Genomic DNA, 23,114 nt, shown 5'->3' on the forward strand with positions numbered 1-23,114 from the left:
GTTGTTATTACAGCTTTTCGTAAAAACTCTTACTCTGAACCGAGCGATAGAGACCATAGCGGCAACCTATACTTCCGCCTAGTTGGAACGTTCCAATTTTAGCAGGCGATCACAAAATAAACGGTGCAGCGCAGCGGCACAGAGAGGTGCCTTAGGGGATTCATTAATGCTAGTATCGCCGGGTCCGATCTTCAGGAGGCCCGTGCGGGAATGAGTGATAAAAAGCTAACGTTAAACGACATCGCCAAACTGTGCGGCGTCGGAAAGTCCACGGTCTCGCTGGTGATCAACAACAGCGATAAAGTGAAGAAAGCGACCCGTGAACGCGTTGAAGCGATTATCAAAGAGCAGGGTTACACGCCATCGAAAGTCGCCCAGGCGCTGCGCTCGCAGCGGGAAAAGATCATCGGTGTGATCGTCACACGTCTTGATTCCGCCTCGGAAAATCAGGCCATTCGCGCCATTCTTCCGCAGATCTATCAGCATGAGTACGATGCGATTTTAATGGAGAGCCTGCTCGATCCCACCCTGCTTGCCGCGCACCTTAACGTGCTGGCGCAGCGCAATGTCGAAGGGGTGATTCTGTTCGGTTTTTCCGGCGTCGATAAGAGCCTGGTAAAAGGGTGGAAAGATAAGCTGGTGCTCATCTCAAGCGCCCTGCCGGAGGTGGCGTCGGTGGTCTACGATAACGTCGGCGCGGTCAATGTGCTGATGGAGAAGATGCGCGACGCGGGCCATCGCAGCGTCTCCTATATCGGGGTCACCACTAACGATCCGACCACCGGGAATATCCGCTATCAAACCTACCTTGAGCGGTGTGCAGCGTTCGGCATGACGCCGCACGCGGCGCTCGGCGATCTGAGCTATCAGAGCGGTTACGACCTGGCGAAAGGGCTGCTTACCGCCGAGAGCGGCGCGCTGATTTGCGCCTCTGATACCATCGCCATGGGCGCGATTAAATACATTCAGCAGCAGGGGTGGAAGATTAAAGTCGGCAGTATCGGCAGCACGCCGCTGATGACCTTCCTGCAGCCCGATGTGCTGAGCGTCAAAATGGGCTATCAGCAGGCGGGGCTGAAAGCCTCGCAGCTGCTGCTGGAGATGCTGCACGGAACGCGTACGCAAGAGCATATTGTTATCCCCTGCACCTTCCAGTAACGGGCAGTGGAAATGACGCCTTCGTCAGACGAAAGCGTCACTCGCCTGGCCTTAGCGGTAGACCAGCCCGCCATCAATCAGGATCGCCTGACCGGTGACATAGTCGGAATCCGGCCCGGCGAGGTAGGCCACCAGCCCGGCCACATCTTCCGGCGTCTCCGCACGGCCCAGCGCAATGCCCTCAACATATTTCTTGTAGGTTTCACCCAGCGGCGCGCCGGTGATATCGGAGAAGCGGCGGTCAATCTCCTCCCACATGCCGGTGCCGACAATGCCCGGGCAGTAAGCGTTAACGGTAATGCCGCGGCTGGCATACTCTTTTGCCGCCGTCTGGGTTAAGGCGCGAACGGCGAATTTAGTCGCCGAGTAGACGCCCAGCAGCGCGAAACCATCATGCCCGGCAATCGAACAGGCGTTGATGATCTTCCCCTTCTGCTGACGGTCGATAAACTTCTTCGCCGCCGCCTGGATGCCCCACAATGTCCCCTGCACGTTGATGCGCATAATGCGATCCACCTCTTCCGGGGTGACATCGGCCAGCGGCTGCACCTGCGCGATACCAGCGTTATTGACAATAATGTCAAAGCCGCCCAGCGCCTCTTCTGCGTGATCGATCGCCGCATAGACCTGATCGCGCTGCGAAATATCGGCGACAAAGGTCGCCACTTTACGACCCAGCGCCTGCACCTCTTTCGCCACCGCCTCAAGGTTGGCGGCGTTCATATCCACCAGCATCAGCGACGCCCCCTCTTTCGCAAGGCGAAGCGCAATCCCACGTCCAATTCCCTGGCCTGCGCCGGTTACCAGCGCCACTTTATTATCAATTGTCATGCTTTCTCTCTTATGGTTTGAGTTACAACTGCGCCGCAACAGGCTGTCGCGGCAAACTTCACTACCTATTCATTGGTGCAGCGCGCGCCCGTCGGCGGCGAGGATCGCTTCATGCATCGCTTCAGAAAGGGTTGGATGGGCAAAGATCACCTGGTGCAGGCTCTCCTCCGTCGCCTCCAGCGTATGGGCAATGCCAAACCCCTGAATCTGCTCCGTCACGTCGCTGCCCACCATATGCGCGCCGAGCAGCTCGCCGCTCTGGGCATCAAACAGGGTTTTGACAAAGCCCTGCGGTTCGCCAAGGGCCAGCGCTTTGCCGTTGGCCTGATAGGGGAAAACGCCGACGCGGATTTCCCGCCCGCTGGCACGCGCGCGCGCTTCGGTTAAACCGAGGCTGGCCACCTGCGGCCGGGTGTAGGTGCAACGGGGAATAAAATCAGGGCTGACGGGTGCCGCGACGGGCAGCCCGGCGAGCGCCTCGACGCAGCGCACCCCCTGATAGCTCGCTTTGTGCGCAAGGCACGGTGCGCCCGCGACATCGCCGATGGCGTAGAGGCCGAAGACATTAGTGCGACCGCGATCGTCGACCTGAATAAAGCCGCGCGCCATCTCAACGCCGAGCGCCTCAAGACCAAGGTTTTCGATATTGGGCTGAATACCGGCGGCGCAGAGCACGCGATCGACCTCCAGCGTCTGCTCGCCGTCGGCGGTTTTCAGCAGGCAACTGACGCGATCGCCATTGACCGTCGCCGAGCGGATCTGCGCCCCGGTGAAAATCTGCATTCCGCGTTTCGCAAACTGCTGCTGCACCAGCGATGAGACATCGCGATCCTCCAGAGGCAGGATCTGATCTGCCAGCTCCACCAGCGTCACGTCACAGCCGAGATCGTTATAGAGACTGGCGAACTCCGCACCGATGGCACCGGAGCCGATCACCAACAGCGAACGCGGCAGCGCGGCGGGGTTGAGCGCGTCGAAGTAGGTCCAGATATGGCTTTTATCCGCTTCAATACCCGGTAGCGCACGCGGACGCGCACCGGTCGCCAGAATGATGTGATCGGCGCGGAACTCCTGCTCGCCGCCGTCGATACCGCGCACCGCCACCCGCCCCTTATCCAGCAGGCGGCCTTCGCCGTTGATCACCGTGACGTTGTGCTTTTTCAGCAGGAAGGCGACGCCGTCGGTCAGCCGCTGCGACACCGAGCGGCTGTACTCCACCAGACGGCGGATCTCAAAAGCGATCTCGCCAACGCTAAACCCCAGCTGATCGGCATGGCGCATGGCATGCCCGACCTCAGCGCCGTGCAGCATCGCTTTGGTCGGAATGCAGCCCCAGTTAAGGCAGATACCGCCAAGGTGTGTTTTCTCCACCAGCGCGGTGCGCAAGCCTAACTGCCCGGCGCGGATGGCGGCGACGTAGCCGCCCGGCCCGCCGCCGATAATCAGCACATCAAAGCTGTTATTCACCGCGCGCCTCCTCAACCAGCATCAGAGAAGGCGTTTCGATAGCGCGTTGCAGATGCTGCATAAAGGTCGCGCCGACCGCGCCATCAATCACCCGGTGATCGCACGACAGCGACAGCGTCAGCCGTTCACGCGCCACGATCTGCCCTTCATGCACCACCGCGCGGGATTCCGCAGCCCCCACCGCCAGAATCGCGCACTGCGGCGGGTTGATAATGGCGTCGAACTGCCGAATGCCAAACATGCCGAGATTGGAGATGCAGAAGGTGCCGCCCTGAAAATCCTCCGCTTTCAGCGTGCCCGCTTTGGTGCGTGTCACCAGCTCATGGAGTTGCCGGGAGATGGCTCCCACCGTTTTGCGGTTCGCTTCGCGCAGAATTGGCGTATAGAGCCCGCAGGGCAGCGCCACGGCGATGGCGATATCAGCGGTGTGAAAACGGCGAATGGTCTGCGAGGCCTCGTCATACTGCACGTTCATCTCCGGCACGCTCATCAGCGCCTGGGCGCAGGCTTTCACCAGCAGATCGTTGAGCGTCACTTTTAGCGATGGCAGCGCGCTGTTCACTTCCCGGCGCAGCGCCTGAATACGCGTCAGATCGACCTCGCTGACGAGGCGAAAATGGGGCGCGTTACGTTTGGACTCCTGCAAACGGCTGGCGATAGTGCGCCGCATCGCCGAGAGCGGCTGGCTGTCGTATGCCGCGCGCTCTTCAACCGCTTCTGCTGTTCGGGCCACGCTCTTCTCACTGCTGCCACGCAGCGCGGCTAATGCCTCCACATCGGCGCGGCTGACGCGCCCGGCCGATCCTGAGCGGCGGCAGTCATGGAGGTTAATTCCCAACTGGCTTGCCAGACGGCGCGCGATGGGTGTTGCCGGGATCTGGCTATCATCCTGAGTGGCGTGGCGCGGTTTTGCTTTTACCGCCGCTCGCGGCTGCAACTCGGCGCTGCTGCCGCCTGCGGTAATCGCCGCCTGCAAATCGGCGACGGAGATACGCCCGTCGCGACCAGAGCCGCTCACCTTACTCAGATCGATACCCTGCTTTTTCGCCAGCCGCAGGGCATGCGATGTGGCATTAACCTGCGTCTCATCAGTTTCGCCGCGCAGCGCCGCCGGGATCGCATCCTGGGCGGCGGGTTTTGCCGCTGCAGGGGCTGAAGGTTCAGGCGAGGTTGTCACTGCTGGCGACGGCGCGATGTCTGCCGCAGGCTGCGGCGCACCGCTGTTAAGGGTGGCGGCAAAAGCGTCGAGTTCGCTGTCGCTTACCTGCTCATCGGCCACCAGCGCCAGCACTGCGCCCACCGGCAGCGTATCGCCCGGCTGAGCCAGCACCCGGCGCAGCACGCCGTCCCACGGCGCTTCCAGCACGTTGGTTATCTTGCTGGTTTCAATTTCACAAATATCCTGCCCCTGGCTGAAGGCGCTCCCCTCTTTAATCAGCCACTGAGCCAGCGTTCCCTCTTCCATCGAGAGCCCCCATTTCGGGATCTCCAGCGTGCGGATTGTGCTCATGGTTACGCCTCCATCAGTTGTCTAACGGCGGCCTCAATGCGATCCACGTCAGGGATCCAGAGTTTTTCCAGCGCGGGCGAGAAGGGAACCGGGGTGTGCGGCGGGGTAATCAACACTATTGGCGCTTTCAGGAAGTGGAACGCCTGCGAGGCGATCAGCGCCGCCACGTCATGGGCGAAGCCGAAGCGCGCAGCGGACTCATCGACAATCACTACCCGCCCGGTAGAAGCAACGGATTCGAGAATACCCTCCTCGTCCAGCGGCGAGACGGTGCGCGGATCGACCACCTCCACGGAGATGCCCTCTTTCAGCAGTTTGTCCGCCACCTGGTTGGCTTTATGCACCATCGCCGAGAGGGCAATAATGGTGACATCCTCCCCTTCGCGGGTGTAGTTGGCCTGGCCCAGCGGCACGGTATAGCTCTCGTCCGGCACTTCGCCTTTCATGTCGTAGAGCATCTTGTGTTCGCAGAAGACCACCGGATCGTCATCGCGAATCGACTGGATCAGCAGCCCTTTGGCGTCATAGGGCGATGAGGGCACCACCACTTTCAGCCCCGGCGTGGTGGCGAAAATGTTGTAGGGGGACTGGGAATGCTGGGCGGCAGCCGAAAAACCGGCTCCGATCATGCCGCGCACCACCAGCGGCGCTTTCGCCTTGCCGCCGAACATATAGCGGAATTTCGCCGCCTGGTTGTAGAGCGCATCGTGGCTGACGCCGAAGAAATCCATAAACATCAGCTCCGCCACCGGGCGTAAGCCGGTGACCGCCGCGCCAGCAGCCATGCCGATAATCGCTGATTCAGTGATTGGCGTATCAATCACCCGTGCCGAGCCGAACTGGGTCCATAGCCCTTTGGTAACGCCGAGTACGCCACCGAAGGCCTCCACTTTCGCCTCTTCCGGCGCGTTGCCGCCGTGGCCGCCGCGCAGATCTTCACCGATCAGCACCACGCTTTCATCGCGCGCCATCTCTTGCGCCAGCGCGTCGCGGATCGCTTCGCGGTAAGTTTTGATTGTCATGACGGGCTCCTCAGTAAGAGACGTAAACGTCGGTCAGCAGGCTTTCCGCCACCGGGTAGCCAGCGGCGCGGGCTTTGATCACCGCATCGTCGACCTGCGCTTTTACTTCGGCGTCGATCGCCTCCAGCGCCTCGCGCGTAAGCTTTTCTGCCGTTTTGCTGGTGAAGATTTTTAGCGGATCGTGATCGGCGCGCAGGCGCTCAATCTCCCCTTCCCCACGGTACAGCCCCGGATCGCCCTCAAAGTGGCCGTGCCAGCGGAACGCTTTCGCCTCAATCACGCTCGGCCCGCCGCCTTCACGGGCGCGCTTCACTGCCTCAGCCGTTGCTTCGTAAACGGCAAAGAAATCGGTGCCGTCTACAGTGACGGCAGGCAGGCCAAACCCGGCGGCACGCCCGGCGATATCGCGGCCACCGACGGCGTAGTTATGCCCGGTTGCTTCACCGTAACCGTTGTTTTCAAAGACGAAGATGGCGGGCAGTTGCAGCACCACCGCCATGTTGATGGCTTCAAACACCAGCCCCTGGTTGGAGCCGCCGTCGCCGGTAAAGGAGACGGCGACGCCGCCGTTATTGCGGGTTTTTGCCGTCAGCGCCGCGCCAATCACCAGCGGCGGCGCACCGCCGACAATGGCGTTCGCGCCGAGCATCCCTTTCGAGAGATCGGCAATGTGCATCGAGCCGCCCTTGCCACGGCAGAGACCGGCGTCTTTGCCGAAGATCTCCGCCATCATCGCGTGGATATCGCACCCTTTGGCGATGCAGTGGCCGTGCCCGCGGTGGGTGGAGCCGATGTAGTCCGTCTGCTGTAAGTTCTCGCAGACGCCGACGGCAATCGCCTCTTCGCCGGTATACAGGTGGATGAATCCGGGAATGTCACCGCTGGTGTTTTCAGTGTGCAGGCGCTCCTCGAATTCACGTATTTCACGCATTTTGCGATAAGCCTTTAACAGCTGTTGTGTGTTCAGCTCCATAGCTCCGTCCTCAGGTTGTATACCCGCGAGCGCCAGCACGGCGACCGGCAGGGGTTGCGGAAGTGGGGTTACTCTATAAGCGGGTCTTAAGGGGGGATAACCCCCCAATTGGGGGGGAGAGCGGGACTAAAAGAGATAAATGCGATAAGGGTCAAGTTCTGGCAGGTTACAGGCGGGTGTCAGTTACTTACACTTAGCAGCGACTTTTGTGAACAGGGGCAGGCTCGTATGAAATCGTTGACCTCAACAGACTCTCTGCTTGCGGCCAGCTATCGCGAGGAACCTTTCCGCTTCACGCGCCGGCTGCCGCTGATCCTCACCAAATTAACCCCACCCCGCTCGCCGGGCGTGCTGCTTGAGCGTGACCGCCTGCTGGCAAGGCTGGATGCGGCCGCCGACGGCGCACTGACGCTTCTCTGCGCCGCGGCCGGTTCCGGGAAAACTACCCTGCTGGCGCAGTGGTACCGCCAACGCCGGGAGCAAGGTGACGCCATCGGCTGGCTGAGCCTGGAAGAGGATGAGAACGATCCGGCGCAGTTTGCCCGCTACCTGGTCACCGCCCTGAAGCCGCTCTACAGCGGCTGGGGCGAGGCGCTCGACCCCTTTTTACAGGGCGATATGACGCCGGATCTCTCGGTGCTGCTGGCGGAGCTGACTAACCAGCTGCACCACTGCCCGCACCCGGTGTGGCTGATCCTTGATGATTACCACGCCCTGACCCACCCCGCGCTGCACGAAGGCATAAGCTGGCTTATCAACCACGCGCCGGATTCGCTGCACCTGATCGTTGGCAGCCGTTTTCGCCCGCCGCTGGCGCTGAGCCGCCTGGCATTACAGGATGCGCTCAACGAACTGCACGATGAGGATCTGCGTTTCACTCTCGCCGAAGCGCAGGACTACCTTAGCGATGCCGCGCGTACGGCGATCCCCGGCGCGCAGGATGTTCAGCGGCTGATGCTGGCCACAGAGGGCTGGGTGGCCGGGATCAAGATCGCCGCGCTGGCACAGGACTGGCACCACGATCCGCAGCGCTTTCTGGCGCGTATTCCCTCCGGCTCGCGCACGCTGGCACGCTATCTCGACGAGGTGATCTTTACTCCGCTGCCGGAGGCGGTGGTCGAGTTTCTGCTGCAAACCGCGATTCTTAACCGCCTCACCCCGGCGCTGTGCGATGCGCTGACCGGGCGCGAGGACGGCGAAGCGATGCTCGGCTGGATCCAGCAGCATAATCTCTTTATCACCGCGCTGGATGAGCACGGCGGCTGGTTTCGCTACCACCACCTGATGCGCGACGCGCTGCTGGCCCGCTTGCAGCAGAGCGAACCGGCGCGCGTGCGGCAACTGCATGAGCGCGCCAGCAACTGGTTTGCCGGGCAGCAACTCTGGGCCGAGGCGGTGCGCCACGCGCTGGCGGCAGGGAAAAGCGGCGCGCGGCATGCCGAAGCCAGCGCGCAGTCCCTCGCCGAAGAGGGGGATATCGACACGCTGGTGCGCTGGATGCACTTTCTGCCGCTGACGCCCGATCCGTCGCGCATTGATTTGCAGCTTAATCTCGCCTGGGCGCTGGCGCACCACTTCCGCTTTCAGGCTTCGCGCGAACTCCTCGACGGCATTGAGGCGATGGCGCACGACGCCGCGCTGTCGCATAGCGTGCGGGTCAAGCTGCGGGTGGTGCGGGCGATTTGTGAAGCCTTTGCCGAGAATATTGAACTGAGCGTGGCGCTGGTGGAGCCGCTGCTGGCAGAGATCCCCTGCGGTGATCGCTGGGTGGATGGGCTGGTGTGCAACATTCTCAGCTACTGCCACCTCGTCAATGCCCGGCCGGGGCAGGCGCTGGCGGTGCAGAGCCGGTTGCCGGAGCTGAAGGTGGCGAACCGCAATCTGTTTGTTGATGTCTGGCGCGCCTTTGTTATCGCCCAGGCCCATTTACGCCAGGGTAATCTGGCTGACGCAAAACGGGTGGCGGCGCAGACGCTACAGGCCGCCGAGGCGCAAACCGGCAGCAACTCCAGCAGCGGCGCGACGCTGGCACCGATTCTGGCGGAGGTCGCCTGGGAGCGCGACGAGCGGCAGGATATTGACGCCCTGCTGGCGCTGCGCCTTGAGATGATCGAGACCTTTTGCCCGCCGGAGGGGCTGAGCCGCTGCTTTATCGTGCTCTCACGCCAGGCGGCGCTTAACGGCCAGCTTGCGGAGGCGAAACGGCTTCTCACCTATGGCGGCGAGCTGACGCGCCAGCGCCAGTGGCTGCGCGCGCAGGCGGCGCTGCTGGCGGAAACGGTTGAACTGCATCTGCGTGATGAGGCGCTCTCCCAGGCCCTGGAGACGCTGGACGCGCTCCGGCAACTGCACAGTGAAGATGCTGAAAACGGGGCGATCGGCTTTTATCAACGGGTCAGCGAAAGCCGCATCGCCCTTGCTGAAGGCCATGCCCATCAGGCTGCCGCTGCCTTTGCGGCGCTGGCCGACGAGCAGCAGCAGCACGGCGAAGCGCTCTCTGCCCTGCGCTTACGCCTGGCGCAGGCCGCCGCCCTCTGGCATGCCGGAGCCTATGAACAGGCGGGTATGGTTTTCACCTCACCGCTGCAACAAGCGCTTGAGCGAGGTTTACTGCGCAGCCTGCTCGATCTAGGTTCAGTATTAGTAGGGCTGCTCGACGAGTTGCTTGCCCGCCAGGCCACGCCGGAGGCGCTCAGACGCCAGGCTGCAACCTTGCGACAGCAGGCAGTCGAACGGTTTGGTTTACCGCCGAAACGGCACGATGAGGCGGAAGAGACACGCTATCTCACCGAGCGCGAGCAGCAGACGCTTGAGCTTATCGCCAGCGGTCACTCGAACAAAGAGATTGCCCGCGTGCTGGGGATTTCGGCAGAAACGGTCAAATGGCACTTAAAACAGATGTATGAGAAGTTGCAGGTCAGCAGCCGGATGCAGGCGGTAAACCAGGCGCGGGAGTGGAAGTTGCTGAAAGTGGAGTAGTGCGGCGCGCTGCGTAGCAGCAGCTGAAATGGGTGGGGGCCCTGCCAGCTACATCCCGGCACACACGTCCTTTGCCCTGGCTGCTTCCTTCCGGACCTGACCTGGTGAACAAAGTAGCATTGCGGGAGAACCAACAGGGCCCCCATTGAGAGCGAAGGTTGATAACCAACGCGCTGGCGCATTATCCCCATCCGGCAGGGCAATTGCAACCCATAGGCTGACGGATGCTGGTTTCTTGCGCAATCGCCCCTTCACAGGGGGTAAATCGCTGTTTATGCTGCCCCCTTCTCTGCTCAGGAGCGTGTGATGGATACGCAAGACTCTTTTCCCCGCCGGGTATGGCAAATTGTCGCCGCCATTCCGGAGGGTTATGTCACTACCTATGGCGAGGTGGCGAAACTGGCTGGCTCGCCGCGCGCGGCACGCCAGGTCGGCGGTGTGTTAAAGCGCTTACCGGAGGGCAGCACGCTGCCGTGGCATCGGGTGGTCAATCGTTATGGCGTAATTTCACTGAGCGGGCCGGATCTGCAAAGGCAGCGTCAGGCACTGCTGGCAGAGGGCGTGGTGGTGTCGGGAAGTGGCGAGATTGATTTGAACAAGTATCGCTGGCGCTATGAGTAGCTCCTCCCCCGCAGGAGAGGAGCAAAACGCACGCAGATTAGTACTGGGTCGGCGCCGGAGTGGCGTTAGACGGGGTGACCTGCGTTGGTGAGGTCGACGGTACGGTGTTCGGCGTACCACCGCTCTGCTGCAGCGGAACCGCGGTCTGCTGTACCGGAACCAGCGTCAGGTCGACTTTGGTGCCGCCCTGGTTGATAACCGGCTTAACCGAGTCGGTAATAAACACCATCTTGTTATCAACGGTGATCGCCGCACTCAGCAGGATACGCGCGTTTGGCTGGATGTCGGCCGGGTTAAACGGCAGGACATAGCTGTACGGCGGCTGTTTGCCATCGGTACGTACTGCTTTCTGCGCCAGCACTTTCGACGGCGCGTTGGCCTGGGTGGCATCAGAAACGGTAACGGTTAACACCGCATCCGGCGGCAGCGCCACTTTCTGACGGATCCAGACCGTACCGGTCACGCTTGGCTGAGCAATCGCCGCTTTATTCGTGGCGGACGGCGCATTGGGATTAGGTGCCGGCGTTGGAATATCGCCGCCTTTTTGGGCGCACGCCGATAACGCGACTGCGACTGCTAAACCACTTAACATGGGCACGAGTTTCATTGATCTCTCCTTATCTTCAATGCACCTGCAGGCGCAGCGCCTGCCAGATGTGTGTGGCTAAACCTTCGTAACCTGAACAAGTGTGGCACATATACCCGATATATTCCTGTAAACACCTATTCATTCAGATTATTGCACCCATCGGACCACTCCATTTTCCAGGTTATACTCAGGCAATATATGCTACGTCAGCCGCTATTTATTTGAGGAATTGTATGAGTCAGGCGCTATCTAATCTGCTGGCATTATTGAATCTGGAAAAAATTGAAGAGGGGCTGTTCCGTGGGCAGAGCGAAGATTTAGGTCTGCGCCAGGTCTTTGGCGGCCAGGTCGTTGGGCAGGCGCTCTATGCGGCGAAAGAGACCGTTCCGGCAGACCGCCTGGTGCACTCTTTCCACAGCTACTTTTTGCGCCCCGGCGATAGCCAGAAACCGATTATTTATGATGTGGAAGTGCTGCGTGACGGCAACAGCTTTAGCGCCCGCCGCGTGGCAGCGGTGCAGAACGGCAAACCGATTTTCTATATGACTGCCTCTTTCCAGGCCCCCGAGTCGGGCTACGAGCATCAAAAAACGATGCCCGCCGCGCCCGCGCCGGACTCGCTCAAATCAGAAACGGAGATCGCCCGCGATCTCTCCCACCTGCTGCCGCCCGGCGTGAAAGAGAAGTTCCTCAGCGACAAGCCGCTGGAGATCCGCCCGGTTGAGTTCCATAACCCACTGAAGGGCCATGTGGCCGATCCGGTGCGTCAGGTGTGGATCCGCGCCAACGGCGTGCTGGATGAAGATTTCCGCATCCACCAATATCTGCTTGGCTACGCCTCAGACTTTAACTTCCTGCCGGTGGCATTGCAGCCGCACGGCGTTGGCTTCCTTGAGCGCGGTATGCAGGTGGCGACTATCGACCACTCAATGTGGTTCCACCGCCCGTTCAATATGAATGACTGGCTGCTCTACAGCGTGGAGAGCACCTCCGCCTCCAGCGCCCGTGGTTTTGTACGCGGCGAATTCTATACCCAGGATGGCGTGCTGGTAGCCTCCAGCGTGCAGGAAGGGGTGATGCGTAACCGCAACTAAACAGGTTGCGTTCGCGCCAAAAGAAAAGCCTCCGCATGCGGAGGCTTTTTTATGCTCAGGAGATACTCAACGTATCAGGCGTTGTAGGCGTTTTCGCCGTGGCTGTTGACGTCCAGCCCTTCACGCTCTTGCTCTTCCGGTACACGCAGGCCAACCGTCATATCCGCCAGTTTGTAGCCGATAAAGGCGACTACCGCAGACCAGACGATGGTGATGCCCACGCTCTCCAGCTGCACCAGCACCTGGTGGCCCATGGTGACGCCGGAAGCGAAGCCCACGCCGCCGAGGGAGGTGGAGGCGAAGATACCCGTCAGGATACAGCCGATAATGCCGCACACGCCGTGAACGCCGAAGACATCGCACGGATCATCGACGCGCAGCATACGTTTCAGTGCCGTCACGCCCCACAGACCCGCCAGACCGCACACCAGACCGACAATCAGCGCACCGCCGACACCGACATAACCACACGCCGGGGTGATACCAACCAGGCCAGCAATCGCACCGGAGCAGGCACCGAGCAGCGAAGGCTTGCCGCGCATTGCCCACTCGCCAAACACCCAGGAGAGGATCGCGGCAGCAGTGGCGACCACGGTGTTCACAAAGGCCAGCGCGGCGATTTCGTTGGCGCTGCTCGCCGAACCGGCGTTGAAGCCGAACCAGCCAACGTAGAGGATCGCAGTACCAATAAAGACCATCGGCAGGTTGTGCGGTTTAAACGCCTCTTTGCCGAAGCCGACACGTTTGCCAATCAGGTACGCGCCCACCAGGCCTGCAATCGCGGCGTTAATGTGCACCACCGTACCGCCCGCAAAGTCGAGCGCGCCGTGGGTTGCCAGCAGACCGCCACCCCATACCATGTGCGCAATCGGCACATAGGAGAGCGTCATCCACACCACCACAAAGATCAGCACCGCAGAGAAGCGAATACGCTCGGCGAGCGCGCCGACGATAAGCCCCACGGTGATGCAGGCGAAGGAGCCCTGGAAGGCAACATGGATGTATTGATAGATGCTGCCCATCACGTCGGTGAGGGCGATATTTTTCAGCATCACCCAGTTGAAGCTGCCGAAGAAGCTATTGCCTTCACTGAAGGCGAGCGAGTAGCCGTAGACCACCCAGAGAATGCAGACCAGCGCGAAGGTAACCGCCACCTGGGTCAGCATTGAGAGCACGTTTTTGCCACGGATCAGGCCGCCGTAAAAGAGCGCGATGCCCGGAATGGACATAAACAGCACCAGCGCGGTGCAAATCATCATAAAACCGTTATCGGCTTTATCCGCAACGGCCGGCGCGGCAAGCGCCAGGCCCGGCAGCAAAGCCAGCGAGGCAAGGGTAGCTTTTACTGTTTTCATTCTCATTTTTCCGATCCCTATCACTGTGTGTCAGCTATTACAGCGCCGCTTCGTCGGCTTCACCGGTACGAATACGGATCACGCGTTCGAGTTCGGCAACGAAAATTTTGCCGTCGCCAATTTTTCCGGTGTAGGCCGCTTTGCTGATGATATCGATCACCTCATCAAGCTGATCGTCGGCGATCGCCACGTCGATTTTTACTTTTGGCAGGAAATTGACGCTGTATTCCGCACCGCGGTAAAGCTCGGCATGCCCCTTCTGACGGCCAAACCCTTTTACTTCCGTCACGGTCAGCCCCTGAATACCAATCGAAGAGAGCGCTTCACGCACATCTTCAAGTTTGAATGGCTTAATCACCACGGTTACCAGCTTCATAGATTCCCCTCACTCGACATTCGCAAATGGACGCAGCCAACATGCGGAAGGTATTGCAAGGGGTGTGCCAGAAATGTGAAGGCGCGCGTTTTCGCGCAATAAAGAGACAAAGCCAGAAGCGGTGATGGGCGGCGCAAGCGCACGGATGAAGCACAAGCGGCGGAAAAAAGAAAAACGCACCATGACAGTGCATGGTGCGTTACATTTTTGCACCACCAGGCGCAGGTGCGCGCAGGGTGCTTAATTTTGGTGCATCAGGCGCTGAGCGACTCTTCCCGCGTGCTGGCCGCCAGCTCTTCACCCGCTAACTGCAGCTGATACATCTGGTAGTAGCGCCCTTTCGCCGCCAGCAGCTGCTGATGGGTACCGCGCTCAACCGCCTGTCCGCGGTGCAGCACCAGGATGGTTTCTGCTTCGACAATGGTCGATAAGCGGTGGGCAATCACCACCAGCGTGGTCTTCTCGCGGATCGCCGCCAGCGCCTGCTGGATCGCCTGCTCGGTGCCGGAGTCGATATTCGCCGTCGCTTCATCCAGGATCAGGATCTGCGGGGCATCAACCAGCACGCGCGCCAGCGCCAGCAGCTGTTTCTGCCCGACGGAGAGATTATTCCCCTGCTCGCCAAGGCGGGTGTAGATCCCTTCACTCAGGGTGCGTGCCAGGTCGGCAAGCTGGACGATCTCAAGCGCTTTCCAGACGCGCTCTTCGCTGATATCCCGCCCAAGGGTAACGTTGGCGAAGAAGCTGTCGGCCAGCACCACCGGATCCTGCTGCACCATCGCGACGCCTTTGCGCAGCGCGCTGTGGCCTAGCGTGGCAAGCGGGCGACCGTCGAGGCGGATCTCCCCTTGAGTCAATGGATAGTAGCCCATCAGCAGGCTGGCGAGGGTACTTTTACCGCTGCCGGTATGGCCGACCAGCGCGACAAAGCTGCGCGGCTCAACCTGCAGGGAGATATCCTGCAACACCAGTTGATCTTCGCGGTAGGCGAAGGAGAGGTTTTCAATGTCGATCGCCCCGCTGTGCAGCGGCGTCTCGTCATCGCCGTAGTTCTGGCGCGGTCGGTCCATCAGTTCGAAGACGCGCTCACCGGCGACCACCGCCTGTTGCAGCATCGACTGCTGCGTCGTCAGTTCGATCAGCGGCTCGTTAAGGCGGCCAAGGTAGCTGATAAAGGCGTAAAGCACCCCAACCTCCACCGTGCCGACGGTCGAGAAACCAAACAGCATCAGCAGACCGCAGAGCACCAGCGCTGAAAAGAGGCTCAGCAGCGGACGCAGCAGGAAGCCATCGAGGCGCAGGGTTTGCATCCGCGCGAGGTAGTGCGAGCGGCTCGCTTCGCTCATGCGCTCGCCGAAGCGCGCCTGCTGGCGGAACTGCTGGATCACGCTCATGCCGTTGATGATTTCGTTAAAGCCATCGTTGATGTCGGCAAGGTAGGCGCGCATGCGCCGCACAATCGGCGTGCTGAAACGCTGATAGATCAGCATCACGATAATTACCGCCGGGAAGATGCCCATCGCCACCAGCGCCATACGCCAGTCGAGGCTAAACATCGCCACCAGCATCGCACCAATCAGCGCCGCACTGCGCAACACGGTGGCGACCACCGTTACGTAGAGATCGCGGATCACTTCGGTGTCGTTGGTCACGCGCGAAATAATCTGCCCTACCGGCTGGGTGTCGAAGGCGCTGAGCGGCTGGCGCAGCGCGGCATCCATTACATCGGTACGCAGCTGTTGCACCACGCCGACCGCCGCCTGGTTAAAGAGCAGCGCCTGGGCATAGTGCAGCCCTGCGGCCAGCAGTTGCAGGCCGACATAGGCGGCCGCCAGCCCGGCGATCAGCGCGAGCGGCAGGTAGCTTTTCGCCACCATATTATCGATAAAGTAGCTGATCAGCGCCGGGCCGGAGACTTCGGCAATCGCCGCGACCCACAGCATCAGCACTGCTTTACTGAGCGGCTTGCGCCACGGTTTTCCGTAGACCAGCAGACGTTTCAGCGTTGGCCACTGGCGAGAGAAGTTACGCATCCTCGGCCTCCTGCGGCTGGTCATCAAGCGCCGCTTCCAGCTGCTGATACCGGTACATGTCGCGATACCAGCCTGGCTGGCGCGCGAGCTGCTCATGTTGGCCGCGCTGGGCGATATGGCCATGTTGCATAACAATAATCTCACTGGCTTCCGTCAGCGCCGACAGGCGATGCGCGCTGATAATTACGGTGCGACCTTCGCCCCACTGGCGCAGGTTGTGCAAAATCTGGTGTTCGGTGCGCCCATCCACCGCAGAGAGGGCGTCATCAAGAATAAGGATTTCGGCGTTCAGCAGCAGCGCACGGGCGATGGAGATACGCTGTTTCTGCCCGCCGGAGAGCATTACGCCGCGCTCGCCCACTTCGGTGTCGTAACCCTGCGGCAGTCGCAGAATGTCGTCATGGACGCTGGCAAGCTTCGCCACATGCTCAATCTCCTCCTGCGTCGCACCGGGCCTGCCAAGGGCAATGTTATGGCCGATGGTGTCGGAGAAGAGAAACGGTGTCTGGTTGACGACAGCAAGACGGCTGCGCCAGCTGTCCAGCTTCAGCTGCGTGAGCGGCATATCGTGGAAGCGAATATCGCCCGCGTCGACATCAAAATGGCGCTGAATCAACGCCAGCAGCGTACTTTTCCCCGCGCCGGTCGGGCCGCAGATGCCGAGCATCTGGCCCGGCTCCAGGGTCGCGCTGACGTTGGTCAGCGCCGCGCTGTCGGTTTGCGGATAGTGAAACGCTTTGATAGAGAGCGTTAAGGTGCCGCGCTCAGCGGGCACGGTTTCCGTGCCGTCATTCACCACCGGCGCTTCCGCCAGCATATCGCGGATGCGGCTATAGGCCGCGCTACCGCGCTCGACGATGTTAAACATCCACGCCAGCGCCAGCATCGGCCAGATCATCAGCCCAAGGTACATGGCAAAACTGGTCAGCTCGCCGAGGGTCAGCGAACCATGCACCACCATCCAGCTGCCGCCGCCAATCGCCAGCATGTTTGCCATGCCGATGGCGATATAGATGGTCGGGTCGAAGCGCGCATCGACGCGCGCCACGCGCATGTTTTTCGCGCCGGTATCCGCCGCTTCGCTGCCAAAGAGCGCCGACTGGCGATCTTCAAGGCCAAAGGCTTTGATCATGCGGATGCTGGTCATGCTCTCCTGGGTGCGATCGTTTAACGCGGAGAAGGCCGCCTGCGCGGCTTTAAAGCGGCTGTGCAGCTGATCGCCGTAGCGCTTGATCACCAGCGCCATAATCGGCATCGGCAATAACGACAGCAGGGTTAGCTGCCAGCTGATCTGGGTTGCCATCACAATCAGCACCACGCAGCCCATCACCAGCGAGTCGACCAGCGTTAACACCCCTTCCCCGGCGGCAAACACCACGCGATCCACGTCATTGGTGGCGCGCGCCATTAAATCGCCGGTGCGGTGGCGCAGGTAAAATTCCGGGTGCTGGCGGCTGAGCTGGCGGTAGAAATCCTCGCGCAGTTCGACGGCGAGCTGATAGGAGGCTCCGAAGAGCCAGACGCGCCAGACATAGCGCAGCAGATAGGTAACGACAGCAATCGCCACCAGCGCCGCTACCCACATCCACACCTGCTGATGGGTAAACTGCTTCTGGGTGATGCCATCCACCACAATCCCCACCACTTTTGGCGGGACCAGCTGCAAGATAGCAATAATGATAAGTAAGGCGACGGCGCCGAGGTAGCGCTGCCACTCCCGACGAAAATACCAGCCTAACTGAGCAAATAATCGCACGCGGTTACATCCTGAACGTGAATTGCCGACGGTCGGTTAACCGCCGGAAGGGTTATTCAATGGGCAAAGCCGTGGTGTATTTTATCTGTTCCATGGCGAAGCTGGAGGTGACATCCGAGAGCCCCGGCACGCTGTTGACCAGCTTCTTATAGAAGTCATCGTAGCGTTTCATATCCGCCACCTGGACGCGCAGCAGGTAATCGTACTCGCCAGCCATACGCCAAAAGCCTAGCACTTCCGGGAGCTGTGTCACTTCGCTGACGAAGCGGTTATACCAGTCGCTGCTGTGATGCTGGGTTTTGATCAGCACAAATGCCGTCAGCCCCAGCCCGAGCTTTTCCGCATCCAGCACCGCCACGCGGCGCAGTAAGATACCGTCATCTTCCAGTTTTTTCAGCCGTTTCCAGCACGGAGTGGTGGTCAGATTAACGGCATCAGCCAGCGCCTGCAAAGAGAGCGAACAATCCTGCTGCAACAGTGCGAGCAGCTTACGGTCAATTTTATCTAACATCCCCTGCTCCGTTAGAAAATTTTTCTCTAAATAGTCTATCGCAAAGGCGAAATGGCAACCTTTTTTTCTTCGCCTTTCGCTAGACTGGGCACAAAATGACAAACGGAACAGCATCATGAACAACAGCTGGGTCAAATACGCGATTAATGAAATCAATGCCGACGCGCAGCGCTCTGCGGATACCCACCTTATCCGCCTGACGCTGACGGGTTTTCCGGGTATCAACCTCTATTTAAAAGATGAAAGCACGCACCCCACCGGCAGCCTGAAGCATCGCCTTGCGCGCTCGCTGTTTCTCTACGGCTTGTGCAACGGTTGGATTAAGGAAGGCACCACGATTATTGAGGCCTCCTCCGGCTCGACCGCCATCTCAGAGGCGTGGTTTGCGCGCCTGCTCGGGCTGCCCTTTATCGCGGTGATGCCTTACTGCACGGCGAAACGCAAAGTGGAGCAGATCGAGTTTTACGGCGGCCGCTGCCACTTTGTTGATAGCGCCTGCGAGATCTACGCCGAATCAGAGCGGCTGGCGAAAGAGCTGAACGGTCACTATATGGATCAGTTCACCTTCGCCGAGCGTGCGACGGACTGGCGCGGCAATAACAACATTGCCGATAGCATTTTCCGCCAGATGAAGAACGAGCCGCATCCGGTGCCGGAAGCGATTGTGATGAGCGCCGGAACGGGCGGCACCTCGGCAACCATTGGCCGCTATATTCGCTGCCAGGGTTATGACACGCGCCTGGTGGTGGTTGACCCGGAGAACTCCGTCTTCTTTGACTACTGGCAACAGCGCGACAGCACGCTGCGCAGCCCGATCGGCAGCAAAATCGAAGGTATTGGCCGCCCACGCGTCGAGCCGTCATTTATTGCTGATGTGGTCGACGAGATGCTGCGCGTGCCGGATGCCGCCAGCGTGGCGACCGCGCAGTGGCTGGAGACACAGCTTGGCCGTAAAGTCGGCGCCTCTACCGGTACCAATATGTGGGGCGCGTTACAGCTTGCGGCGCAGATGCGCGACGAAGGGCGCCATGGCTCAATCGTTACCCTGCTGTGCGACAGCGGCGAGCGCTATCTTGAAACCTACTACAACCCGCAATGGGTCGCGGCGAACCTCGGCGATATTGAGCCGTGGAAAGCGCAGATCGCCCTGCTTACCTCACCGCAATAGCGCGAAGGCAATAGCGACGGGCAAAAAAAAGCCGGGTTTTATTAGTAAAACCCGGCTCGCTGGCAATATCTTTTCATTCGGGGGAATAAGGAAGATGTGGAGTGTCCAGCCAGTGTGTCAAAAAGTGCGACACCGCCTGATTACGGCAGTGCCCGATAACCGGTAAATGCGGCAGCGCCGCGCGCAGTTGCGGCATGGCGTTGCCCATGATCATGCCGTAGCCGACGCTCTCTAACATCTCTCTGTCATTCATCGCATCGCCAAACGCCATACACTCTTGCAGCGTCAATCCTAACGAGGCGCTGAGTACTTCCAGCGCGGCGCCTTTGTTGCAGCCGACCGGCAGAACCTCAAGACAGTCCATCGCCGCAAAGCAGATGTGCGCCTGCGCGCCAATCTGCTCATCAAGCTGCTGTTGCAAGCGGCAGAGATCGTCGTGATCGCCGACAAAACTGATCTTGGCAACGTCACAGGCGGGCAGGCGTTTAAAATCGGTGATCTGATAGCTAAAGTCGCTGAAGAGATGCGCCTGCAGCGCCTCCGGCATCGGCTTGTCCGTGAGCCAGCCGGAATCATTAAACACATGCAGCGAAGCACCGGTCTCCCAGCGGCCGTGCAATACGCGCTCGACCACCTGTGGGGAGAGATCCTGGCGATGGAGTAGCTCGCCTTCTAAGGAGTGGATGCGCGTGCCGTTGCCGGTGATGAGAAAGGCATCGAGGCCGATATGCTGCACAACGCGCTGCATCTCCAGCGCGTGCCGACCGGTGGCGAAGGCCAGCGTAATCTCCCGTTCATGTAAACGTCGCAGCGCCGCCAGCGTTTGATCGCCCAAACGATGGTCGGGCATAAGCAGGGTGCCATCCATATCAAAAGCGGCCAGACGCGCCATGATCTACTCTCCAGTTCTGATGCCGTTAGGTTGTGTTTCAGTATTGCGTGAGATATACGGAAGTAATAGTGAATAGATAAAAATTATTGTTCCGGGTTATGAGATTACTTAACCGCCTTAACCAGTTTCAGCGTCTCTGGTCGCCCTCTGCCGGTGAGGATCAGGCAGTGAGCATTAGCGAGCTGGCTCTGCGCTGCTATTGCAGCGAACGCCATATGCGCACCCTGCTGCGCCAGATGCAGGCCGCCGGCTGGTTAACGTGGCAGGCGCAGTCCGGACGCGGTAAACGCGGCGCGCTGCATTTCTGCGTAACGCCGGAGCGGCTGCGGCGCGAGATGCTGGAGCAGGCGCTGACGGCCGGGCAGCAGCACAATGCGCTGGCGCTCGCTGAACTTGATCCTGCGGATCTGCGCACGCTGCTCAACCCCTATCTCGGTGGGTTGTGGCAGAACGAGACGCCGACGCTGCGCATTCCTTACTACCGTCCGCTGGAGCCGCTGGCACCGGGCTTTCTCGCTGGCCGCGCGGAGCAGCACCTTGCCGGGCAGATCTTTAGCGGGCTGACGCGTTTTATCAGCCGCAGCGCGTTGCCGCAGAGCGACCTGGCCCACCACTGGGAGAGCAGCGAGGATGGCCTGTGCTGGCGTTTTCACCTTCACGCTACCCTGCACTGGCACAATGGCGATACGGTCACTGCCGCGCAGTTGCATCAGCTGCTTGTCGCCCTGCTTGAGTTGCCCGCGTTACGGACGCTTTTCGCCAGCGTCGAGCGCATTACGCTTACCCATCCGTGGTGCATTACCTTTCAGCTTCATCGCCCCGATTACTGGCTGGCGCACCGGCTGGCGAGCTACGGCAGCCGCCTGGCACACCCCGCTCATCCGCAGATTGGTACCGGGCCGTTTCGCCTTGTCGCCTTCAGTGATGAACTGGTGCGCCTTGAGAGCCACGACCACTACCATTTAGGCCACCCGCTGCTGAAAGCGGTGGAGTACTGGATTGCGCCGCAGCTTTTTGATGAGGATTTAGGCACCAGCTGCCGCCATCCGGTGCAGATTGCCATCGGCGAGCCGGAGGAGTTGCGCCACCTGCAACCGGTCAGTAACAGCATCAGCCTCGGTTTTTGCTATCTCGCCCTGCGCCCCGGCGCGCGGCTAAGCCCGGCGCAGGCGCGCCGTCTGGTGCAGATTATTCATCACACCTCGCTTTTGCAGACGCTGCCGCTGGATGAGGGGCTGATTACCCCAAGCCGGGAGTTACTGCCCGGCTGGCATATTCCCGGCTGGCCTGAAGAAAACGTCGCCTTACCGGCGAAACTGACGCTTATCTACCACCTGCCGGTGGAGTTGCACACCATGGCGCAGCAGCTTAAAGCCTCTCTTGCCGTGCTGGGCTGCGAGCTGACGGTAATTTTTCACGACGGTAAACGCTGGGAAGGGTGTCGCGAACTGGCGGCGGCAGATCTGGTGATGGGCGACAGGCTGGTTGGCGAAGCGCCGGAGTACACCCTTGAGCAGTGGCTGCGCTGCGATCCGCTGTGGCCGAACCTGCTCGGCAGTGCGCAGTTCGCGCATCTGCAGGCAACGCTGGATGCGGTGCAGTGCCAGGCCGACGAGCAGGCGCGTATTGCAGCGTTAAAAGCGCTATTTGACAGGTTGATGGACGAGGCGCTGCTGACGCCGCTCTTTAATTACCACTACCGCATTAGCGCGCCGCCGGGCGTTGAGGGGATCGAGGTCAATCGCCGCGGCTGGTTTGAGTTTACCGAGGCATGGCTTCCGGCCCCGTCGCCGTGAAGAAGCTGGTCGCTGCCAGGCTCACGCGCTACCATACCTTTTTTGTGTAAATGTCAGGAATAACTATGAAACGTGCCGTTGTCGTCTTCAGTGGCGGACAAGACTCCACGACCTGCCTGGTGCAGGCGTTACAGCAGTATGATGAAGTCCATTGCGTGACGTTTGATTATGGGCAGCGCCATCGTGCTGAGATCGACGTCGCGCGCGAACTGGCGCAAAAGCTGGGCGCACGGGCGCATAAAGTGCTGGATGTGACGCTGCTTAACGAACTGGCCGTGAGCAGCCTGACGCGCGACAGCATTCCGGTGCCGGATTATGAAGAGAGCGCGGACGGCATTCCAAACACCTTTGTTCCCGGGCGCAATATTCTCTTTCTGACGCTGGCGGCGGTATACGCTTACCAGGTGCAGGCAGAAGCGGTGATCACCGGCGTGTGTGAGACCGATTTTTCCGGCTACCCGGACTGCCGCGACGAGTTTGTGAAGGCGCTTAACCACGCGGTTAGCCTCGGTCTGGCGAAGGATATCCGTTTTGAAACGCCGCTGATGTGGATCGATAAAGCCCAGACCTGGGCGCTGGCGGATTACTGGGGCGCGCTCGATATGGTGCGCAGCGAAACCCTGACCTGCTACAACGGCATTAAAGGGGATGGTTGCGGACACTGCGCGGCGTGCCATTTACGCGCCAACGGGTTGCAGCAGTACCTTGCCGATAAAGCCTCAGTAATGAGCGCAATGAAAGCAAAAACCGGATTGAAATAACCCCGCACAGACCCCGTAGGCCGGATAAGCGGCCGCGCCATCCGGTATTACCTCCGCGGCACATTTGCCGGATGGCGGCTTCGCCTTATCCGGCCTACATGAATGAAGCCACTGAAACGGTGTAGGCCGGATAAGCGGTACGCGCCATCCGGCATTATCACCGCAGCACATTTGCCGGATGGCGGCTTCGCCTTATCCGGCCTACGGTAACGAAGCCGCTGG

At 60.3% G+C, this 23,114-nt stretch carries 19 protein-coding genes and 1 other RNA gene; 7 read left to right on the forward strand and 13 right to left on the reverse strand.

Annotated features, from left to right (window positions below; genetic code table 11):
* The first annotated feature begins 210 nt into the window (after positions 1–210).
* A complete protein-coding gene (gene treR, locus IAE48_RS20505; protein WP_200135428.1) occupies positions 211–1,158 on the forward strand; it encodes a trehalose operon repressor TreR in 948 nt (315 codons plus the stop codon).
* A 51-nt stretch (positions 1,159–1,209) separates the two neighbouring features.
* On the opposite strand, the gene IAE48_RS20510 is transcribed toward treR, so the two are convergent.
* The 5 genes from IAE48_RS20510 to IAE48_RS20530 form a co-directional block, all read right to left on the reverse strand.
* Positions 1,210–1,989: an acetoin reductase gene (locus IAE48_RS20510; RefSeq protein ID WP_042717102.1), complete on the reverse strand. Its 780-nt coding sequence runs from the start codon at positions 1,987–1,989 to the stop codon at positions 1,210–1,212.
* 69 nt (positions 1,990–2,058) lie between these two features.
* Entirely contained in the window at positions 2,059–3,456 is a 1,398-nt protein-coding gene (gene lpdA / locus IAE48_RS20515; RefSeq protein ID WP_200135429.1) for a dihydrolipoyl dehydrogenase, read from the reverse strand.
* Positions 3,449–4,966, reverse strand: coding sequence for a 2-oxo acid dehydrogenase subunit E2 (locus IAE48_RS20520; RefSeq protein ID WP_200135430.1), 1,518 nt, complete (start codon positions 4,964–4,966; stop codon positions 3,449–3,451). The genes lpdA and IAE48_RS20520 overlap by 8 nt, the downstream gene beginning before the upstream one ends.
* Positions 4,967–4,968: 2 nt before the next feature.
* The gene (locus IAE48_RS20525) at positions 4,969–5,988 is read right to left on the reverse strand and encodes an alpha-ketoacid dehydrogenase subunit beta (RefSeq protein WP_094419532.1); all 1,020 of its coding nucleotides are present in this window, start codon (positions 5,986–5,988) and stop codon (positions 4,969–4,971) included.
* A 10-nt stretch (positions 5,989–5,998) separates the two neighbouring features.
* Entirely contained in the window at positions 5,999–6,961 is a 963-nt protein-coding gene (locus IAE48_RS20530) for a thiamine pyrophosphate-dependent dehydrogenase E1 component subunit alpha (RefSeq protein ID WP_023478290.1), read from the reverse strand.
* A 228-nt stretch (positions 6,962–7,189) separates the two neighbouring features.
* On the opposite strand from IAE48_RS20530, the gene IAE48_RS20535 reads away from it, so the two are divergent.
* Positions 7,190–9,940 carry a LuxR C-terminal-related transcriptional regulator gene (locus tag IAE48_RS20535; RefSeq protein WP_200135431.1) on the forward strand — a complete coding sequence of 917 codons (2,751 nt, stop codon included), beginning with the start codon at positions 7,190–7,192 and terminating at the stop codon, positions 9,938–9,940.
* Positions 9,941–9,979: 39 nt separating this feature from the next.
* On the opposite strand, the gene ffs is transcribed toward IAE48_RS20535, so the two are convergent.
* Positions 9,980–10,076, reverse strand: an RNA gene (gene ffs / locus IAE48_RS20540) — signal recognition particle sRNA small type.
* Positions 10,077–10,246: 170 nt separating this feature from the next.
* Here ffs and IAE48_RS20545 point away from each other — a divergent pair.
* Positions 10,247–10,561 carry an MGMT family protein gene (locus IAE48_RS20545; protein WP_023478280.1) on the forward strand — a complete coding sequence of 105 codons (315 nt, stop codon included), beginning with the start codon at positions 10,247–10,249 and terminating at the stop codon, positions 10,559–10,561.
* A 37-nt stretch (positions 10,562–10,598) separates the two neighbouring features.
* On the opposite strand, the gene IAE48_RS20550 is transcribed toward IAE48_RS20545, so the two are convergent.
* Complete coding sequence (locus tag IAE48_RS20550; RefSeq protein WP_023478266.1) at positions 10,599–11,168, reverse strand: YbaY family lipoprotein; 570 nt, start codon at positions 11,166–11,168, stop codon at positions 10,599–10,601.
* 215 nt (positions 11,169–11,383) lie between these two features.
* Between IAE48_RS20550 and tesB the strand changes: the two genes are divergently transcribed.
* Entirely contained in the window at positions 11,384–12,244 is an 861-nt protein-coding gene (gene tesB / locus IAE48_RS20555) for an acyl-CoA thioesterase II (protein WP_200135432.1), read from the forward strand.
* Positions 12,245–12,318: 74 nt separating this feature from the next.
* On the opposite strand, the gene amtB is transcribed toward tesB, so the two are convergent.
* The 5 genes from amtB to IAE48_RS20580 form a co-directional block, all read right to left on the reverse strand.
* Positions 12,319–13,605, reverse strand: coding sequence for an ammonium transporter AmtB (gene amtB, locus IAE48_RS20560; protein ID WP_023478272.1), 1,287 nt, complete (start codon positions 13,603–13,605; stop codon positions 12,319–12,321).
* 31 nt (positions 13,606–13,636) lie between these two features.
* Positions 13,637–13,975, reverse strand: coding sequence for a P-II family nitrogen regulator (gene glnK / locus IAE48_RS20565; RefSeq protein WP_023478250.1), 339 nt, complete (start codon positions 13,973–13,975; stop codon positions 13,637–13,639).
* A gap of 254 nt (positions 13,976–14,229) precedes the next feature.
* Positions 14,230–16,008, reverse strand: a complete 1,779-nt coding sequence (locus IAE48_RS20570; RefSeq protein WP_200135433.1) for a SmdB family multidrug efflux ABC transporter permease/ATP-binding protein — start codon at positions 16,006–16,008, stop codon at positions 14,230–14,232.
* Positions 16,001–17,764, reverse strand: a complete 1,764-nt coding sequence (locus IAE48_RS20575) for a SmdA family multidrug ABC transporter permease/ATP-binding protein (RefSeq protein ID WP_200135434.1) — start codon at positions 17,762–17,764, stop codon at positions 16,001–16,003. The genes IAE48_RS20570 and IAE48_RS20575 overlap by 8 nt, the downstream gene beginning before the upstream one ends.
* A 52-nt stretch (positions 17,765–17,816) precedes the next feature.
* Positions 17,817–18,275, reverse strand: a complete 459-nt coding sequence (locus tag IAE48_RS20580; protein WP_023478271.1) for an Lrp/AsnC family transcriptional regulator — start codon at positions 18,273–18,275, stop codon at positions 17,817–17,819.
* Positions 18,276–18,390: 115 nt separating this feature from the next.
* Here IAE48_RS20580 and IAE48_RS20585 point away from each other — a divergent pair, with 115 nt between their 5' ends.
* Positions 18,391–19,443, forward strand: coding sequence for a PLP-dependent cysteine synthase family protein (locus IAE48_RS20585; RefSeq protein WP_200135435.1), 1,053 nt, complete (start codon positions 18,391–18,393; stop codon positions 19,441–19,443).
* 73 nt (positions 19,444–19,516) lie between these two features.
* On the opposite strand, the gene cof is transcribed toward IAE48_RS20585, so the two are convergent.
* Positions 19,517–20,335, reverse strand: coding sequence for an HMP-PP phosphatase (cof, locus tag IAE48_RS20590; RefSeq protein WP_200135436.1), 819 nt, complete (start codon positions 20,333–20,335; stop codon positions 19,517–19,519).
* 98 nt (positions 20,336–20,433) lie between these two features.
* Here cof and IAE48_RS20595 point away from each other — a divergent pair, with 98 nt between their 5' ends.
* Positions 20,434–22,131, forward strand: coding sequence for an SgrR family transcriptional regulator (locus IAE48_RS20595; RefSeq protein ID WP_200135437.1), 1,698 nt, complete (start codon positions 20,434–20,436; stop codon positions 22,129–22,131).
* Positions 22,132–22,196: 65 nt separating this feature from the next.
* Positions 22,197–22,892, forward strand: a complete 696-nt coding sequence (gene queC / locus IAE48_RS20600; RefSeq protein WP_094419525.1) for a 7-cyano-7-deazaguanine synthase QueC — start codon at positions 22,197–22,199, stop codon at positions 22,890–22,892.
* Positions 22,893–23,114: the final 222 nt, after the last annotated feature.

Origin of the sequence: Kosakonia sp. S57, from assembly GCF_016516575.1 — a bacterium.
GTDB classification, from domain to species: Bacteria; Pseudomonadota; Gammaproteobacteria; order Enterobacterales; family Enterobacteriaceae; genus Kosakonia; species Kosakonia cowanii.